At 47.6% G+C, this 17,880-nt stretch carries 15 protein-coding genes and 1 tRNA gene; 8 read left to right on the top strand and 8 right to left on the bottom strand.

The window, feature by feature from the left end:
- Nucleotides 1–281 precede the first annotated feature (281 nt).
- Entirely contained in the window at nucleotides 282–1,211 is a 930-nt protein-coding gene (locus CWB99_RS03390) for a porin (RefSeq protein WP_138551365.1), read from the bottom strand.
- A 142-nt stretch (nucleotides 1,212–1,353) separates the two neighbouring features.
- Nucleotides 1,354–2,202 (bottom strand): LysR family transcriptional regulator, encoded by an 849-nt coding sequence (locus CWB99_RS03395; RefSeq protein ID WP_138551366.1) that lies wholly within the window; start codon nucleotides 2,200–2,202, stop codon nucleotides 1,354–1,356.
- 86 nt (nucleotides 2,203–2,288) lie between these two features.
- Here CWB99_RS03395 and CWB99_RS03400 point away from each other — a divergent pair, with 86 nt between their 5' ends.
- Nucleotides 2,289–2,666, top strand: a complete 378-nt coding sequence (locus CWB99_RS03400; RefSeq protein ID WP_138551367.1) for a DUF413 domain-containing protein — start codon at nucleotides 2,289–2,291, stop codon at nucleotides 2,664–2,666.
- Nucleotides 2,667–2,706: 40 nt separating this feature from the next.
- On the opposite strand, the gene rarD is transcribed toward CWB99_RS03400, so the two are convergent.
- The gene (gene rarD / locus CWB99_RS03405; protein WP_138551368.1) at nucleotides 2,707–3,612 is read right to left on the bottom strand and encodes an EamA family transporter RarD; all 906 of its coding nucleotides are present in this window, start codon (nucleotides 3,610–3,612) and stop codon (nucleotides 2,707–2,709) included.
- 149 nt (nucleotides 3,613–3,761) lie between these two features.
- Here rarD and recQ point away from each other — a divergent pair, with 149 nt between their 5' ends.
- From recQ to CWB99_RS03440, 7 genes are all read left to right on the top strand, one after another.
- A complete protein-coding gene (gene recQ / locus CWB99_RS03410; protein WP_138551369.1) occupies nucleotides 3,762–5,576 on the top strand; it encodes a DNA helicase RecQ in 1,815 nt (604 codons plus the stop codon).
- A 24-nt stretch (nucleotides 5,577–5,600) separates the two neighbouring features.
- Entirely contained in the window at nucleotides 5,601–5,903 is a 303-nt protein-coding gene (locus CWB99_RS03415) for a DUF3630 family protein (RefSeq protein ID WP_138551370.1), read from the top strand.
- A 74-nt stretch (nucleotides 5,904–5,977) separates the two neighbouring features.
- Nucleotides 5,978–7,747, top strand: coding sequence for a ShlB/FhaC/HecB family hemolysin secretion/activation protein (locus tag CWB99_RS03420; RefSeq protein ID WP_171045248.1), 1,770 nt, complete (start codon nucleotides 5,978–5,980; stop codon nucleotides 7,745–7,747).
- A gap of 57 nt (nucleotides 7,748–7,804) precedes the next feature.
- Complete coding sequence (locus CWB99_RS03425) at nucleotides 7,805–8,371, top strand: mechanosensitive ion channel domain-containing protein (RefSeq protein ID WP_138551371.1); 567 nt, start codon at nucleotides 7,805–7,807, stop codon at nucleotides 8,369–8,371.
- Nucleotides 8,372–8,592: 221 nt separating this feature from the next.
- Nucleotides 8,593–9,930, top strand: a complete 1,338-nt coding sequence (locus tag CWB99_RS03430) for a tetratricopeptide repeat protein (protein ID WP_138551372.1) — start codon at nucleotides 8,593–8,595, stop codon at nucleotides 9,928–9,930.
- A gap of 110 nt (nucleotides 9,931–10,040) precedes the next feature.
- Nucleotides 10,041–10,613, top strand: a complete 573-nt coding sequence (gene efpL / locus CWB99_RS03435; protein WP_138551373.1) for an elongation factor P-like protein EfpL — start codon at nucleotides 10,041–10,043, stop codon at nucleotides 10,611–10,613.
- A 189-nt stretch (nucleotides 10,614–10,802) separates the two neighbouring features.
- Complete coding sequence (locus tag CWB99_RS03440; RefSeq protein ID WP_138551374.1) at nucleotides 10,803–13,466, top strand: ATP-binding protein; 2,664 nt, start codon at nucleotides 10,803–10,805, stop codon at nucleotides 13,464–13,466.
- 27 nt (nucleotides 13,467–13,493) lie between these two features.
- Here the strand turns inward: CWB99_RS03440 and rimI are convergent, their stop codons facing one another.
- The 5 genes from rimI to guaB form a co-directional block, all read right to left on the bottom strand.
- A complete protein-coding gene (gene rimI, locus CWB99_RS03445; protein WP_171045249.1) occupies nucleotides 13,494–13,967 on the bottom strand; it encodes a ribosomal protein S18-alanine N-acetyltransferase in 474 nt (157 codons plus the stop codon).
- Nucleotides 13,964–14,269 (bottom strand): hypothetical protein, encoded by a 306-nt coding sequence (locus tag CWB99_RS03450; RefSeq protein ID WP_138551375.1) that lies wholly within the window; start codon nucleotides 14,267–14,269, stop codon nucleotides 13,964–13,966. Before CWB99_RS03450 ends, rimI begins: the two co-directional genes overlap by 4 nt.
- Before the next feature lie 107 nt (nucleotides 14,270–14,376).
- Nucleotides 14,377–14,453 (bottom strand) — tRNA-Trp (locus CWB99_RS03455).
- A 147-nt stretch (nucleotides 14,454–14,600) separates the two neighbouring features.
- The gene (guaA, locus tag CWB99_RS03460; RefSeq protein ID WP_046006173.1) at nucleotides 14,601–16,175 is read right to left on the bottom strand and encodes a glutamine-hydrolyzing GMP synthase; all 1,575 of its coding nucleotides are present in this window, start codon (nucleotides 16,173–16,175) and stop codon (nucleotides 14,601–14,603) included.
- 179 nt (nucleotides 16,176–16,354) lie between these two features.
- A complete protein-coding gene (gene guaB, locus CWB99_RS03465; protein WP_138551376.1) occupies nucleotides 16,355–17,824 on the bottom strand; it encodes an IMP dehydrogenase in 1,470 nt (489 codons plus the stop codon).
- Nucleotides 17,825–17,880: the final 56 nt, after the last annotated feature.

Raw genomic sequence — 17,880 nt, forward strand, 5'->3', positions numbered from 1 at the left:
AATCAAGTTTTATTTGACTCCCTACTCGCTGGCTCGTTGCTTTTCAGCGTTGTGCCCCGTGTCGGTGGATGCGCATTATAGGGAAATCGAAAAACGATGCAACCCCTTTTTTTGAAGAAAAGTGAGAAAAACAGTGCGTTCGGACATTAATTGTACTAAACAGGTGTTTTTTACACAAAACACCACTAAACAGAGCTAAATCGAGATCAATAATACGAAAAAGGCCAGTCAGGGGATTTCTGACTGGCCTTTATCAATATGCTTTTAGGTCGCGTATATACTTAGAACTTGTATTCGATACCGGCGCCCAAGTAATCTTCCTCTACACCATTGTCTTCATCAACACTTGAGTAGAAGGCGTAAAGCTTTGCCGCTTTGTTCAGTTTGTGGTCAATACCAACAGAGATGCCATCTACTTTATCGCCTTTATCAAAGTCAATAACCTGGTATTGCAGCTTCAGAGTGTTTGCACCAAAACCGTATGCTGCGTTTACCATGTAACCGTCAGCTTCGTCAGAACCATCTACTTTCTCTTGCATCTGGTACATTGCACCCAGTTTAAAGTCTGCGACCTTACCTTGTACTGAGAAACGTACTGCGTCGTAGCCTTTTACTTCACTATCAGCTGCAACCGCAGCATAGAAGTTAGTGTTCTTTAATTTTGCATCACCATAAGTCAGTGCTGCTGAGAAACCGTTTTCACCATCAGTGCTGTCTTCAGCAATAAATGTACCTAATACTTTAAAGCCATTAAAGCTTGCTGATTTATAAGAAATTGAATCGCCCAGGCGGTTCTCACCTTTAAACAGGTTCTTAATATCTGCTTCAAGGTCGTTGAACAGGTCAAGTTTGCCTTGTGACTGTTTAAATGCAGTGTCATTACGGCCAATAACAACCTCACCAAAATTACCTTTCAGACCGACGTATTGGTTACGTGCCGTGATATTGTCATCTTCGCCTTTTGAATCTGCGTCAGAGACATCGACCTGGAACTCCAGCTTATAGATAACTTCAAGGCCAGAATCCAGTTTTTCAGAGCCTTTGAAACCAAAGCGTGATGCATTGCTTTTCACTTCCGTGAATGAGCCTTCACCTTCATCTGAACTCTGTATAGACAGATTCGCCTTACCATATACATCAACATCAGCGTAAGCGCTCGCAGACAAAGCACCGAAAAGAGAAACAAATAATGCTGATTTGGATAATTTCATGTGTATTTCCTCAAGTATCGCAACACGTAATTTTTTAGACAGGCGCAGTCTGCCAGCGATAAGTGACAGAAATATTACACTCAAAATAAAAGTGACATTAAACTGTCAGCTAGGCATCATAAATAATTCAATAATCTGTAACCTAATCAGGTAAAGATGCCAGCAGGCTGGCAATCATCTCTATTTGCTCTAGCTGTTCATTATCCTTGTGATAGGCAACATAGATCTCGCGTGCATTTTGTTCTACTGATTCAATATGAAACAACAGCTTTTTCTCTATCGATTCGACTGCCAATGCACGGGGTATAAATGCTGATCCTCCACACTGCATAATAAGATCCAAAGCAATACGGCCGGTACTGGTTCTGAAATAAGGCGGTGTGCTGCCAGTAAACTGTTTCGCATGCCACAATGAAAAGGCCGTTCCCCAATCTACGTAAACATATTGCTTATCAAAAAAGTCTTCATCTGTTGTCTGCGCCATTGTGCTAACAGGGATGATGGCCAGATGCTTAATTTGCTTTACCACCAGCTCATCAACTTTCGGTGGATCAAACAACACCGCAATGTCGAGCGTTCGTTCCAGTAATAACCGTGTACTTTCTTGCTGTGCCTTGACCTCAGCCACCAAAGAGACCCCAGGCATAGCAGTCACAATGTGGTTAATACCAAACTGCAAAAAGGCATCCCAAATATTCGGCGTACCTGCTAGCGAAAGCTGCTTATGCATGTTGTTCGCAAGCGCAACATCGACTTTCGCACGCTGCATGCCGGTCAGGATCATATTGGCATGGGGTAATAAACGTTCCCCCGGTGCCGTCAGTTGAATATTATTGCGCTGACGAATGAATAAATTGACGCCAAGGCTCTGTTCTAACTGGCGGATCCGAAAGCTAACGGCAGACTGAGTAATGTATAAATTCTCCGCTGCGCGACCAAAGTGACGGGTCTTTACGACTTCGACAAATGTTTTTAATAGATCTATGTCCACATAGCCCCCTTACGATAAAAAAAACTCGTTTAATTATTTCCACACTATGGTCCATACTCCTGCCAAACAATGCTGAGGATTTCACCATGAGTCAAAATTTAGCGACCTTGAAAGAAGCTTTTGCTACAACAAAACACTTCTATGATGATATTAACTTTCCCCGGGGGTTTTCTCGAAGCGGACACTTTACCCTGCAAGAGTCTGATATTCTGGAAAACCATGGTGCGTTACTTAAAAGCTTATACACTAAAGCCAGTCATCCGCAAAATGAATTTCAGCAACACTTTGTGGAGGTTATGGGGGGATTAGGGACCCCGGAAAATGCCATGGAAAAGACCTGGACCAAATACCTCAAACTGACCACCTGTAAGACTAAGTTCCATACTTTGTTTGGCCGTTCTAAGGTGAGCGCAAATAAAGAAGAAGTCGAAGCCGTCGCTGTGGAAGCGGACGACGACATCTAATGAGCCTTGGGGGCACCGACTCAATCGATGCCCCAGACTTTTAGGATGTTGCCAGACGACGCTGTGCTTTGCCCGTTCGGTAGGAGTCAAAGCTAAATAGCGCCAAAGCCGACCAGATAAACGCGAACGTTAAAACCCGCTCCGCACTGAACACTTCACCATAAAAAACCACCGCCAAAATGAACATCAGGCTTGGTCCGATGTACTGAAAGAAACCCAACGTTGAATAAGGGATCCGCTTTGCAGCTGCGGTGAAACACAATAACGGCAAGGTTGTAACCACACCCGCACTGATCAATAAAAGATTAGTGTGCCAGTCATTGAGCATCATGTTGCTGGTCTCACTAGGTGTTAACCACCACCAGTACCCAAGTGCAATGGGCAACAAAATAACGGCTTCGATTAATAATCCCGGTAAAGATTCTACCGCCATGGTCTTGCGTAACAAGCCATATATGGCGAAGGAACCGGCCAGTGAAAACGCAATAACAGGAAACGAGCCAAAACTTACCAGCTGCAACACCACCCCAACGAATGCCAGGCCAACCGCAAACTGCTGACGAGGTCGAAGACGCTCCTGCAAAAACAGCATACCTAATAGTACATTCAGTAAGGGATTAATATAGTAGCCCAGGCTCGCATCCAGCATATGACCATTGTTCACCGACCAGATAAATAAACCCCAGTTAAATCCGAGCAACAAAGCCGTAAGGGTCAACATCAGCATCAGCTTAGGCTGGCGTAGCACGGTCATCACCTTTGACCAATTCAGCTTTATAGCGATGATCAGCGCAATAAAGAGTACAGACCAGACCACACGGTGGATCAGGATCTCAAGCGCATCAACCTGATCCAGTGATTTAAAATAGATAGGGGCTAGTCCCCACATTAAAAACGCTAAAACGGCAAAGGTATACCCCTGCTTAGTTTCACTACTCGCTCCCATTCACTTCTCCCAAGCACAATCAAAATTGGTATCTACTCATTCCCATAGATGCCAAGCGCGCAGTATACCGCAATCTGTACCCGCCAGTATGATTTTCCTGTGATCAAAAACAAAAGACATCTGGCGTAAAACCCACTAAAATGCGCTCGATGGAAAATCTTGCAACTCACTCAATCGACACACCGCACGGCGTACTGAAAGAAGTTTTTGGCTACAGTGACTTTCGTGACGGACAACTCGACGTCATTCAGGCGTGCCTGGACGGGCGCGATAGCTTAGTATTACTGCCCACCGGAGGTGGTAAATCTCTGTGCTATCAGGTACCTGCTTTGTTATTGCCTGGCACCTGCATTGTGGTCTCACCGCTTATCTCTTTAATGCAAGATCAGGTTGCACAACTCAAGGCGCTGGGTATCTCCGCCGAGTTCATCAATAACAGTATTGATCGCGCGCAGCAGCAAGCTATCTATCAACGTCTGCATCAGGGCGAAATCAAGCTATTGTATGTTGCGCCAGAGAAAATACTCCAGAGTGAGTTTATTGAACGTCTGAGTCACCTCAAGTTGGGTTTGTTCGCCATTGATGAAGCACACTGTGTATCGCATTGGGGGCACGACTTCAGACCGCACTACTGTCGCCTGCATGAGTTAAAGCAGCGTTTTGCCGCAGTCCCTATGATGGCATTGACGGCAACCGCCGATCTGGCAACCCGCAGCGATATTGTCACGCAACTCGGCCTGATCACGCCGTTTATCCACACCGGTAGTTTTGACAGGCCGAATATTCGCTACACCATAGAAGAGAAGTTCAAACCTCTGTCACAATTGATGCGCTATCTGCGCACGCAAAAAGGGCAAAGTGGTATTGTCTACTGTTCAAGTCGTAAACGCGTGGATGACATCGCCGAAAAACTGGTCGAGGCCGGTTTTAACGCTGCGGCATATCACGCAGGCATGACCAACGAGCAACGCCAGTTCGTACAAAATGCTTTTTCTCGTGACGATATTCAGATAGTGGTTGCAACCGTGGCATTTGGTATGGGTATCAACAAATCAAATGTGCGCTATGTTTTGCATTATGACATTCCCAAAAGCATTGAAGCTTACTATCAGGAAACGGGTCGAGCAGGACGTGATGGCCTGGCTGCAGAAGCCATTATGTATTTCGATCCGGCGGATATTGGCCGGGTAAAACGCTTTTTTGAAGATATTGAGGACGAGCATCGCCGTAGGGTCGAAGAGCAACGTTTTAATTCTATGGCCAGCTTTGCCTCGGCACAAACCTGTCGACGCCAGATCCTGCTCAATTATTTCAGTGAATATCAACGCGAGCCCTGTGGCAACTGTGATATCTGCCTGAATCCACCCAAGCGCTTTGATGGCACTTTAGTTGCTCAGCAAGCTTTATCCTGTATTTACCGGGCTGAGCAGCGTTTTGGGCTCGGTTATATTGTGGATGTACTGCGTGGCGCAAATACTGCACGGATCAGAGATAACCAGCATCACACGCTGAGTACGTATGGCATTGGCAAAGAACACAGCAATGAATACTGGCTGAGTATCCTGAGACAACTGATACACCATGGGCTAGTTGCACAAGATATCACCCAGGGTGCCGCACTCAGGCTCACCGAAGGCGCGCGTTCGGTTTTGCGTGGTGAATACGCATTGCAACTTGCTCAGCCACGTCTTGAAGCCAAACATGTTTATCAGGATAAACTGGCTCAGTTCAATTACGACAAGAAGCTGTTTGCAAAATTACGTAGCCTGCGCAAAGAACTCGCCGATCAGGATGACGTGCCGCCTTATGTTGTCTTTAGTGATAAAACGCTGGCGGAAATGGCGCAGCTCACCCCGACGAATGATAGTGAATTCCTGAAAGTATCCGGTGTGGGCTTTACCAAATTGAGCAAGTATGGAGCGCCTTTTATGCAACTGATCCGAAACTACCTCGATACCGATTAACCTGACTCATTAACTGGAGTAACCGTGACAACCCACATAAACCACCAGCCAGATCAGAACTGCATTATCGTTACCCCCGCTTCTCTACCTGATGCAGATGAATTCGAGCTGTGGGGGCAAATTTTCTTGCACCTTGATGGCATTACTTTACTTGAGTTTCATCTTGGTGCGGATCGTCACCAATGGCGTTTTAGTTATGCAGGCCACCCCTATAACCTCAATTTTGAACACTACAGCGACAGCATCTGGATCATGCCGGAAGGCCTTGGTGCGACTGAACATTTGCCAGATCTGGTTACATTATTCCGGTTAAATTTACAACAATAATATAGACTTAGTTGAGCAGCTATGGCTAACATAGGCCATAATTAAAAGTACGTTCATTCACTACAGGCTGTTCTATGGGTTGGGTTGTTCGCGTTTCTATACTTTCAATACTCGCAACGGTGGCGACGCACTCTCCAGAGGCAGCAGCCAGCACGCCAAATAGTGCAATGGAGAGCTGTAGCAATCTCCGCCCGGACACGCCCGAAGACAACAACCTTCACCGTCAGCTAGACAGTGAAGACTCTCTGCCCGATGTACAAAATGCCTCGGTTGTTAGCATTGACCTAAAACAGCTCAACGTCTTTGATACCTCTTTGCCAGAAGAAGACAATGCTGTGTTTCGCTTTGCGAACCGAGCGCATGCCACCACTAAACCTGAGGTGATCCGGAATTTACTGCTGTTTACTCAGGGCAGTGAATATGATCCAAAGCTACTACGAGAGTCAGAACGGTTACTGCGTCAACAGCCCTATATTTACGATGCAAGAATCTTCGCTGAGCAAACCTGTGACGGGGAAGTGGCTGTTACTGTCGTCACACGTGATCTTTGGACATTGTTGCCCGACATCAGTTTCAGCCGCAGTGGTGGTGACAATTCAAGCCGCCTTGGTTTTCGTGAATCTAACTTATTGGGTTATGGCAAACGCTTATCACTGACGCATATCTCCGACCCTGACCGCAGTGGATATTTATTTGTTTACGACGATCCACAAATTCTCTCTAGCCGCTATCAGGGGCGAGTGGAATATGCGGACAATGATGACGGCAAAGTGCACTATGTTGGCATTGCCTATCCATTCTTTTCGATTTCCACCCCCTTCAGCTATGGTGTCAGTAACTTAAGTAATCGCAGGGTTGAGTCTCTTTACAACCTGGGCGAGGAGATTTCCGAATACGAGCAGCTGAGTGAAATAACCAATCTCTACATTGGTCGCGCTTTCGCACTTGACGACGACTGGACACGACGACTTCTGTTGGGGTATCAGGATGAAAAGCAAGAATTTGCCCCGATACGTGCAACCACCTTACCGATAGCTGAAGACCGCACTGTACGTTACCCCTATATTCAGGCACAGTGGTTTGAAGATGCCTATATCAAAGTGCGAAATTTTGATTCTATTTATCGCACCGAAGATTTGAACTTAGGGTGGAATATCAATGCCCTGATTGGCTATTCAGACAGCGGCCTAAGTGATGATGATAGCCGTTGGGTGGGGTCATTCAACGCAAGTAAGGCCCACTTCACATCTGAAGACAGCCTGCTTCGCTTCGCTTTCAATTTAAATGGTTACTGGAATAAACGCGATAATCAGGCCGAGAATTTAATGATCAGTTCACGGCTTCAGTACTACCTCAATACCAGCCTCAGACAATCCTGGTATGCACAACTGGAAGTCCAATATGGCAAACACCTGAGTGCCGATCAACAGATCACCTTAGGGGGAGAAACGGGTCTCAGAGGGTACCCAAGTAATTACCTGCAGGGGAATCGCCGAATTCTACTCAACCTTGAAAAGCGCTATTACTGGGAATACGATTTACTACATCTATTTAAAGTTGGTGGCGCGGCGTATTTTGATATTGGCCGAGTAGACGGTCGGGCTCTGCCACCCCCTTTGCACGATGACCCGGAGATATCACGCATACTGACACCACAGCAGCAGCACGCTTTAACACATCAGATCCAGGGTCAGTTTTTAAAAAATGTGGGTCTGGGGCTTCGACTTGCTCCAAGCCGCGCGAATTCGGGGCTGGTTCTGCATCTGGACGTTGCCGCACCACTCGATGGACCTGACAACATTGACTCAGTACAATGGTTATTTACGGTCAAAAACCGCTTTTAACCTGTCAAATTTCCCTGATATCATCCTGTTTTATTTGTACATAAATGGGTATACCTCATGCCAGACACCCTTACGACGTTTTTACTCGCTGAGTATAAATTGATCGTCACCCTACTTTTCATTTTTCTGTTTCCGTTGCTACTCAAGTTAGCAATCAAAGTGCTTCACAAGATCACTCGCGGGAAAATTGATCTGCATCGTCAACAACGTGCCGAACTGCTGTTAAAAGGTTTGGTTGGAGCGGTGTTGCTGTGTCTGTTGCTGGTGTTCTGGGGTATCGAATTGCGGGGTTTGCTGGTATTGGGGTCTTCCCTATTTGCGATGCTCGGTGTCGCTATGTTTGCTGCCTGGTCTTTACTTAGCAACCTCACAGCCTTCCTGATCATGTTTGTACAAAATGATTATAGGCTTGGCAACTGGGTCCGGGTCATTGACGGTGCGAACTTCATTGAAGGCTGTATTGTCGAGATGGGACTGATGAATGTGGTACTGCGTCATGTTGACGGACACAAGGTCGTTTATCCCAATAACCTGTTCGTCACACGCCCTGTCTGGGTGCTCTCAGAGGCACCGGCTAAACCAAAACACATCGCCGAGCGACGGGTACTTGGCCCTAAAAAGTAATCATTGGTGCCGATTGTCATAGCCTAGTGACATGGCGCATGATATACAATAGCCGTATACGTCAAAACATAATCAATTTGAGGCATTCACTCTGTCGCTAGCGGCGATGAAAGATACCTCATTTAGAACAACTCTGGTTTTCGCTGAGGTTTGCTCATCTCATGATGAGCGTTCTTTTGATGCTCATTGGTATAACTTTTAAAGTGAACAAGGAAGGAACGATGAATACACGTAAACTATGTGCAACCATTATTGCCGGTACACTGATACTCTCCGGCTGTAAGAGCTTAGTGCAGAAGGGAAACAAGTTATATGAAGCGGGTATGTATGATCAGTCAGCAGAGTTCTATGAACAAGCCCTGGCTGAAGATCCCCAGGATATCGAGGCGCGTCAGGGACTGACCTTAGCACGCAATAAAATCATCGACCGCGGGCTTATAGATGTACGTATGCTGCGTTTAGCCGGCAATTATACCGGCGCGGCGCTCAAACTTGAGGCGCTATTACGCAATCAGATCAGCTGGCATATTGAGCCAGTCGGCCCCATGGCCGATACACAAAGCGAAGAGCTCAGGTACGCAAATACCTGGCTTAAACAAGAAGCCCAGCAATTGTCAGGTTCTGCCTACCCGGATCAGTTTCGTTACTTTGAAATGCGGTATGCATTTTTAATTGCCAATGCCAGACTCAGCAACAGCTTTGTACACTATCATGATCAATTACAGGCCAACGCCACGCGACAATGTGACAAACTCAAAGCCGCTCAAGGCCAGGACCGCCTTTTTCTGCAGCGCTTTTATCGTAAATATTGTCAAGCCTGGAACTTAACAATCCAGCCCGATGATACTGTCACCGACAAGGCCCTGTATTCTGAGATCCGTATTGAGCCGGTACTCTCGGTGCAGGTTCATGATACCAGTATACAAAAGCAACGCTTGCAAACTGCACTCTCCCAGCTGAATGACGCTTTCAGAGATAGCCTCTGGTACCACCCGCAAGGCACAGAAACATTCACACTTAAGGTTCACGCCGCGTTCAAACACACCCGCAAGACTGAACTGGTAAACCGGCAAAAGCACTACACACTAGAGCAACAACAGCCCAATCCGAACGAACCGGGTATGCTCATGGACGTGGAAGTTGCAAAAGTATATCAGTACCCCGTGACTGAGTTTACCGAGCACTTTAGTCTGGACATGATGTATCTGGGTTACATAGGTGGACAACATATAGAGCACAAGGTCGACGATAGTCAGGTGCATTACACGCAAAGCCATTATGCCGATTTCCCGGATCTCGATTTGTCGCCCCAGAAGGCCCATTTTCTGGATGTCAGTTCACGCCTGGATAAGCAGTTGTCTGAGTTACGAACCCAGTTTAAGGCAGATTTAGACCAGGCCTGGCAGCAAACCTATTGTGAGAATAAACTGGCTGCTGCCAGTGGTGAAAATGTCCTGCGCTGCGCCAAACTGGCACCCCATAACGAGTATGTCAACAACTGGTTTAATAAGCACTTTGGACTGAATTACCAGGCGATGTCGAGTCTCTACTCGCTTTAGTCTTTATTCGTCGTTCCTTTGCAGAACAAGTAGATTGGGAACACAGCACTTGGCGAGATACCGACTTCATGCTAACTTCTCGCTCAGTTTAGACTAACAGGAAGCATTTTATGCCTAAAGCCAGTGAAATTAAAAAACACGCCGCGATTGATTATAATGGTCGCGTTATGATCGTCCGAGACATTGAGCGCTCAGTACCACAAGGCCGTGCTGGCGGCAGTTTGTACCGTATGCGTATGTACGATGTCGTCAATGGCGGTAAAGTAGATGAAACGTTTAAAGCGGAAGAAATGCTGCAACTGGCTGATTTAAACCGCCGTCCTGCTATGCTGTCTTATATTGATGGCGAAGAATATGTGTTTATGGATGAAGAGGATTATACCCCATACCATATCCACAAAGATTCGATTGCTGAGCAGGTCCTGTTCATCAACGAAGAAACCAAAGGTCTGTTGATTGTGGTTGTTGAAGGCACGCCGGTTTCATTGGATCTGCCCTCAAGCGTTGAGCTGGTGATCGAAGAAACAGCACCATCAATCAAAGGCGCATCGGCCAGTGCCCGCACTAAGCCAGCTACCCTGACAACAGGTCTGGTTGTGCAGGTACCTGAGCATATTTCCACGGGTGATAAGATTAAGATTAACACGGCAGAATCTAAGTTTATGAGCCGCGCAGACAGTTAATCTCAGTGTGCCCGCAACAGGATCGCGGGCACCTAATTTGGGTAAATAAAGTTCAGTTAATTTATATTATACAATAGCCGTTTGACGCAAAAATCGGTAACATGCTCCACAACAGCAGATTAAATTGGACAGGTTTGTGGTCATAGTCGGGTGGCTCTCCACCGCGTTGATAGATGGAATTGGACACGGATGAAAACAAGTAAGCTGAGTATCAGGCTATTATGGTATATCACCCCTTTGGTGATACTGCCACTGCTATTGCTCGGTGGTTTTACGCTTACCAACGTCACCAGTTCTACTCAAAAACAGGCAAAACTCATTGTCAGCCGCTTTGTTGAACAGCAGCAACAAAAAATGTTCAACTACATGGAGATCTATCAGTCCACCACCAAGTTGCTATCGACTTCACCAGTGCTCAGTGACTTTTTGAGTATGCCTGAGGTAGCCAGTCAGGAAAAAACCCAGCGCTTAGGGGCACTCATGGATGTGTTTGCCAGTTACACCGAGGCCTACCCAGATATTCTCAGTATTAACCTGGTTGATGAACGTGGCCAGAGTCATGCTTTCTATGCCAGTAATCTCAACCGGGCACCTCAGTCTTATCCCTTTTTTGCTCAGGTCAGGCAAAGTAATTTGCGCCAGCAACAATTTATGCAAGCGTCACATAATGGTGGCACACAACTGTACTTTGTACAGCAAATCTACGGGGTGGATTTCAACCTCAACCGTCCTCAGCGAGAGGGCTATATTATCGTCCAGGTTGCCCCTTCAATTATCAGCAGCAGTATTCTTGAAGCACCCTATGACAACACCTTAAACCTGCTGGTATCCGCCTCCGGTGAGGTGTTATTTAGCTCCGACAGTCATTTTAATCAAAGCTTTCTGAGCGTTGAAGAGATGGCTCAAATCAATACGCTGGCAGATAAAGGCAAGCTCGACTCGCTGGTATTACCATCCATCGACAACCTCCGCCGTATGACCTATAGCGCACAGCTCAGTGGCGGCTATTACTATATCTCTACCATCCCAAAAACGATTTTATATCAGTCGGGTAAAGCAATCAGCCTGACAACAGCCCTGATCGTGATACTGTCTGTGATCACCCTGCCAATTTTGATTTTTATCGTGGTCAGAAACCTGCTGCTGACTCCTATCGAACTACTTGGCGAAGCCAGCCATCGCGTTGGGGATGGGGATCTCTCTGTTGCCTTGCCCGCGCACGATGATGACGAAGTCGGGATACTGTTTGATGACTTTAATCACATGATCAAACAGATCCGGGATTTCCAAGGAGAGCTGGAGGATTACAAATTACACCTGGAAGAAAAAGTCGAAAACCGCACCCGGGCACTCGAAGAGATGAACCAGCAGCTCGAAGTGGCGATTGCGGAAGCTGAGCAGGCCAGTCAGCTAAAAAGCCGTTTCTTAGCGAATATGAGCCACGAGATCCGCACCCCCTTAACCGCCATCATGGGGTTCACCGAGCAGATGCTGCACTCCCCCAATGCCACTAATTCAGCTCTGCATCTGGATACCATTCTACGTAATTCACGGCACCTTCTTGAGCTAATAAATAATATCCTTGATCTGTCTAAGATAGAGGCCGAGAAACTGGCTGTTGAACGAGATCCTATCGAGTTACTTCACTTGCTCAAGGATGTGGAATCCATCATTGCGCCCATGGCAGAACAAAAGCAGCTGGACTTTACAATGCACTATGCATTGCCACTGCCTCAGCAGCTGTTCAGTGATGAAACCCGACTCAAGCAGATTTTATTGAATATCGCAACGAATGCGGTGAAGTTTACCGAAACAGGCAGCATTGAGATCAGCGCCCGTTATCGCTCAGATACCGCCCTGTTTGAGTTTGAAGTTAAAGACAGTGGCATTGGTATGTCGCAGGGTGAAATGTCGCGGGTATTTAAACCCTTTGAGCAGGCAGACTCCACCACCACTCGCCGTTTTGGTGGTACCGGCCTGGGGCTCTGTATCTCTAAGAACCTGGCCCAGTTACTCGGTGGTGATGTCAGCGTAGAAAGCGCTCAGGGTGTTGGCAGTCGATTTATCATCACCATTGCAGCCAACCACTCGCACAGTGCGTTTGCGTGGATCGAAGACGAAGCGCAGCTGACACATGACCACGTGGTCTCTACCTTGCAACTTGATCAGACTCAGCTTGAGGCTGACATTCTGCTTGCTGAAGACAATCCGGATAATCAGGAATTACTGACGCTGCTATTAGGGGCCTGGGGACTCAACCCGGATATAGCCAGCAATGGCGCACAAGCTGTGGAGATGGCGCTGGTGAACGATTACGATCTCATTCTGATGGACATGCAAATGCCGGTCATGGGCGGGCTGGAAGCCACTGAAATGCTCCGACATGCTGCTTATGATGGTCCAATCATTGCGCTGACCGCGAATGTCATGAAACATGATATAGACACCTATCTGGCGGCGGGTTGCGATGCCACGCTCGCCAAACCCATCGACCGTGAAAAGCTCGGAGCCGTGTTGCTTAAGTATTTGCAATTGGAAGAAGACAAAAGCTCGCAGTGGAACTCGTTACTGAAAAGTGAAAAATACCAGCAGATCAGTCGCAACTATGTTGAGAAGCTACCCGATCAGCTGACGCAACTGGAACACTTTTTTGGCGCTCAGGAGTGGGAATCACTCAGAGCACTGGCGCATAGCCTGAAAGGCAGTGCCGGATGTTTTGGTTTTACTAATATTCATAATGCTGCCGGCGACCTGGAAACTTGCCTGCGCGAAGACAACCCTACAAAATGGGAATATGCAATGCTAACGCTCACTCAGGCCATCAAGTACACCCTTGAACAGGAGCACGCCTGACTCTGTGCAGCGCACGGAATAGTGTGATCACCCATCCGCCAGTTCAGGGTTAAAGAGTACTTTGCCCATCAGCACCGCGTCTTCTTTGCCTTCTGTGCTGGGGTAGTAATTTTTGCGTACGCCCATCTCAGTGAAACCCGCCTTATGATATAAGCCAATGGCAGCCTCATTACTTACCCGTACTTCCAGAAAGATATTTTCGGCGTTATCTTGCTCGCACCTTGTCATGAAATGCACCAGCAACTGCCAGGCCAGACCCTGCCCCTGACAAGCGGGAGTGATACAAATATCCATCAGTGTAAAGTCAGGTCCAGCGCGCTCACCTACATAAAACCCCACTAAGCGCTCATCCAGATACAGGGCAGCATTAAAGTAACGACCGCTCAAACACGACTGCATCGTCTTGATGGTCCAGGGGTGGCTATGACAGGCCTGTTCAATGTCCATGAGCTGTTGCAGTGGTACGTTGGCCAGATGATCCGACAGGATAGCAACGCTCATTGTTGTGCGCTCCAGATCTGCTGCCACAAGATGCGTTTTTGCTCACCTGTCAGCTGCGCATCCGGCACAATCAGTTGTGCTTGTTGCCCGTTACAGGCCCAATTTACAGCATCACCTTTCACGACACTTAACTCACCAACATTGGCGGCTCTGCACAGATCCTGTTGCAGCTGCTCATTCAGCAAGAGCGGCTCATGTTCAACAGACACTGGGGCTGGTTTGGCTGGCTGTGGATTGGGATCAAACGCCGATTTAAGTTTAAGTGGCATTACACCAAGTAACTGAGCCTGAGCTGCATGCATGTAAAAACACCGAGAAGATTAAATGCTGAGAATTCTAGAATATGCGCGTAATGACTGCAATCTGAATTGTATTAAATATGGGAATTAACGAGAAGTCGAGAAGGAAGTGGCAGGGGCGGCAGGACTCGAACCCGCAACCATCGGTTTTGGAGACCGCTGTTCTACCAATTGGAACTACGCCCCTGCAATGTCGACGCATTATAATGAGCAATTTGAAAAGGTAAAGAGAAAATATCACATTTCTGATCGTTTGCTGATTTTATCAGCAAAAAGGGCGGATAGTTACCCTATCCGCCCTTTTCTTAACCTATATCAGGTGCCTGGTGAGTACTTATTCCCACTCGATCGTCGCAGGTGGTTTACCTGAAATGTCATATACTACGCGAGAAATACCGTCGATTTCGTTGATGATGCGGTTTGAAACCTGACCCAGGAACTCATACGGCAGGTGTGACCAGCGTGCCGTCATAAAGTCGATGGTTTCTACACAGCGCAGTGAGACAACCCAGTCGTACTTACGTGCGTCACCCATTACGCCCACTGAACGTACCGGCAGGAACACAGTGAAGGCCTGAGACACTTTGTGATACAAGTCAGCCTTGTGCAGCTCTTCAATGAAGATAGCATCGGCACGACGTAGCAGGTCGCAGTATTCTTTCTTGATCTCACCCAGTACACGAACACCCAGACCTGGACCCGGGAACGGGTGACGGTATAGCATGTCGTACGGCAGGCCTAACTCCAGGCCAATCTTACGTACTTCGTCTTTAAACAGCTCACGCAGCGGCTCAACCAGACCCAGCTCCATGTCCTCTGGCAAACCACCCACATTGTGGTGAGACTTGATAACGTGTGCTTTACCTGTGGCTGACGCCGCAGATTCGATCACGTCCGGATAGATAGTGCCTTGTGCCAGCCATTTTGCGTTAACACGCTTGCCCGCTTCTTCGTCGAATACTTCAATGAAGGTGTGGCCAATTGCTTTACGCTTATCTTCCGGATCATCAATGCCTTTAAGGGCATTCAGGAAGCGGTCTTCTGCGTCCACTTTAATGATGTTCAGGCCAAATTTATCGCCGAACATGTCCATCACCTGCTGGCCTTCGTTAAGGCGTAGCAGGCCATTGTCAACGAATACACACGTCAGCTTGTCGCCGATAGCGCGGTTGATCAACATAGCAACCACAGATGAATCAACCCCGCCCGACAGGCCCAGGATCACTTCGTCGTCACCTACCTGCTCTTTAATACGTGCAACCGCATCTTCGATGATTTGGCTTGGTGTCCACAGTTTTTCACAGCCACAGATATCCGTCGCAAAGCGCTCTAGCAGACGCAGACCTTGTTGCGTGTGGGTTACTTCCGGGTGGAACTGCACGCCGTAGAAGCGTTTCTCTTCCCAAGACATGGCTGCATGCGGACAGGTTTCTGTTTTTGCAGAAGTGATGAACTGCTCTGGGATCTCGATAACCTTGTCACCGTGACTCATCCACACGTCCAGTTTGCCAATGCCATCTTCGATATGATCTTCAATCGCTTCAAACAGGGCGCAGTTACCCACTTTTTCTACTTTCGCGTAACCAAACTCTTTCTTATCTGAGCTGTGTACTTTACCACCCAGCTGTGACGCCATGGTTTGCATGCCGTAACAAATACCAAGTACAGGCACACCGGCATTGAACACATATTCAGGCGCGCGCGGGCTGCCTTCTAAAGTCGTTGACTCCGGACCACCTGACAGAATGATACCCTGCGGATTAAATTCGCGGATCTGCTCCTCGGTTACATCCCAGGCCCATAGCTCACAGTAAACGCCGATCTCACGGATCCGGCGGGCGATCAATTGAGTGTATTGAGAACCAAAATCTAAGATCAAAATACGGGAATCATGGATGTCTTTGCTCATTGATAATCTCGTTTGTTAGGAAGCGATAAAACTAGTAAAGCATAGTAAAAGTACTTTACCTAAATGACCGGGCAAGTTTGCCTGCCCAACGCATTGTGTTTGTTTGTATCCGCCTTATAAAAGCAGACACTAAAATTAAGAAGGGCCGGCAACCGCCAGCCCATTTTTACCCGCCGGGATTAACCCATGCGGTAGTTTGGAGCCTCTTTGGTGATCTGTACGTCATGGACGTGCGACTCACCCATACCAGCAGAGGTCACGCGGACAAACTGCGGCTTTGTATTCAGCTCTAAAATAGTCGCGCATCCTGTCAGGCCCATGGCACTGCGGATCCCGCCCACTTGTTGGTGGATGATGGTCGCGATTGGGCCTTTATAAGCCACGCGGCCTTCAATGCCTTCCGGAACCAGTTTTTCAGCAGAGTTGCTCTTTTGGAAGTAACGATCCGATGAGCCTTCTTTTTGGTTCATCGCACCCAGTGAGCCCATACCACGGTATGACTTGTAGTAGCGGCCCTGATATAGTTCAACCTCACCCGGCGCTTCTTCAGTACCAGCCAGCATAGAACCAACCATGACACACGATGCTCCAGCAACCAGGGCTTTAACAATGTCACCTGAGAAGCGGATACCGCCGTCAGCAATCACCGGAATGTCACGTCCTTTCAGGCCATCAACGGCATCTGAAATTGCTGTAATTTGAGGAACCCCACACCCAGTTACAATACGTGTAGTACAGATTGAACCTGGGCCAATGCCCACTTTAACTGCATCTACACCGGCATCCGCCAGTGCAATTGCGCCGTCTGCTGTTGCGACGTTACCCGCCACAATTTGCAGATCCGGATACGCTTCACGGGTTGCTTTAACACGATCGATAACGCCCTGAGAGTGGCCATGCGAAGTATCGATAAGCAGTACGTCAACACCCGCAGCAACCAGCGCAGCGATACGCTCATCAGTACCTGCGCCTACACCCACAGCTGCACCTACGCGAAGACGGCCTTGCTCGTCTTTACATGCGTTTGGTTTTTCTTGCGCTTTTTGATAATCCTTAACGGTGATCATGCCTTTCAGTTTGAAAGCGTCATCAACCAATAAGATTTTCTCGATGCGGTGCTCATGCATCAAACCCAGGATTTCTTCGCGTGATGCACCTTCTTTTACCGTCACCAGCTCCGCTTTTTGCGTCATCACAGATGACACAGGCTTGTCTAGTTTAGTTTCGAAGCGCATATCACGGCTGGTGATGATGCCTTCCAGTAGGTTGTTTTCGCCAACCACTGGGAAGCCTGAGAAACCATTTTCTTCAGCCAATGCTAACGTATCAGCAATGGTTTTATCTGCGGTCACGGTAACCGGAAAAGAGACAATCCCCGCTTCGTACGCTTTTACTTTACGTACATTGCGCGCTTGTTCTTCAATGGTCATATTCTTATGGATGAATCCGATGCCACCTTCCTGTGCAAGTGCAATTGCAAGGCGTGCTTCAGTGACTGTATCCATAGAGGCAGAAACTAATGGCAAATTAAGTTCAATACCACGAGTCAGGCGTGTTTTTAAGTTCGCAGTGTGTGGTAGAACAGTTGAATGAGCGGGTACTAAAAGTACGTCGTCAAAGGTAAGGGCTTCTTTTGCAATTCTTAGCATGTGTGCGGCATCTCTCAAGTGAAACTGAGTATAAGGAATTGCGTGCGCATTTTATC

Origin of the sequence: Pseudoalteromonas rubra, from assembly GCF_005887095.1 — a bacterium.
GTDB classification, from domain to species: domain Bacteria; phylum Pseudomonadota; class Gammaproteobacteria; order Enterobacterales; family Alteromonadaceae; genus Pseudoalteromonas; species Pseudoalteromonas rubra_E.

Coding starts and splice junctions, on each gene's coding strand:
- CWB99_RS03450 (WP_138551375.1), bottom strand. CDS start 14,269: ATGCATGCAGCTCAGGCTCAGTTACTTGGTGTAATGCCACTTAAACTT.
- CWB99_RS03425 (WP_138551371.1), top strand. CDS start 7,805: ATGCCAGACACCCTTACGACGTTTTTACTCGCTGAGTATAAATTGATC.
- CWB99_RS03430 (WP_138551372.1), top strand. CDS start 8,593: ATGAATACACGTAAACTATGTGCAACCATTATTGCCGGTACACTGATA.
- efpL (WP_138551373.1), top strand. CDS start 10,041: ATGCCTAAAGCCAGTGAAATTAAAAAACACGCCGCGATTGATTATAAT.
- guaB (WP_138551376.1), bottom strand. CDS start 17,824: ATGCTAAGAATTGCAAAAGAAGCCCTTACCTTTGACGACGTACTTTTA.
- CWB99_RS03390 (WP_138551365.1), bottom strand. CDS start 1,211: ATGAAATTATCCAAATCAGCATTATTTGTTTCTCTTTTCGGTGCTTTG.
- CWB99_RS03400 (WP_138551367.1), top strand. CDS start 2,289: ATGAGTCAAAATTTAGCGACCTTGAAAGAAGCTTTTGCTACAACAAAA.
- rimI (WP_171045249.1), bottom strand. CDS start 13,967: ATGAGCGTTGCTATCCTGTCGGATCATCTGGCCAACGTACCACTGCAA.
- guaA (WP_046006173.1), bottom strand. CDS start 16,175: ATGAGCAAAGACATCCATGATTCCCGTATTTTGATCTTAGATTTTGGT.
- CWB99_RS03420 (WP_171045248.1), top strand. CDS start 5,978: ATGGGTTGGGTTGTTCGCGTTTCTATACTTTCAATACTCGCAACGGTG.
- rarD (WP_138551368.1), bottom strand. CDS start 3,612: ATGGGAGCGAGTAGTGAAACTAAGCAGGGGTATACCTTTGCCGTTTTA.
- CWB99_RS03440 (WP_138551374.1), top strand. CDS start 10,803: ATGAAAACAAGTAAGCTGAGTATCAGGCTATTATGGTATATCACCCCT.
- recQ (WP_138551369.1), top strand. CDS start 3,762: ATGGAAAATCTTGCAACTCACTCAATCGACACACCGCACGGCGTACTG.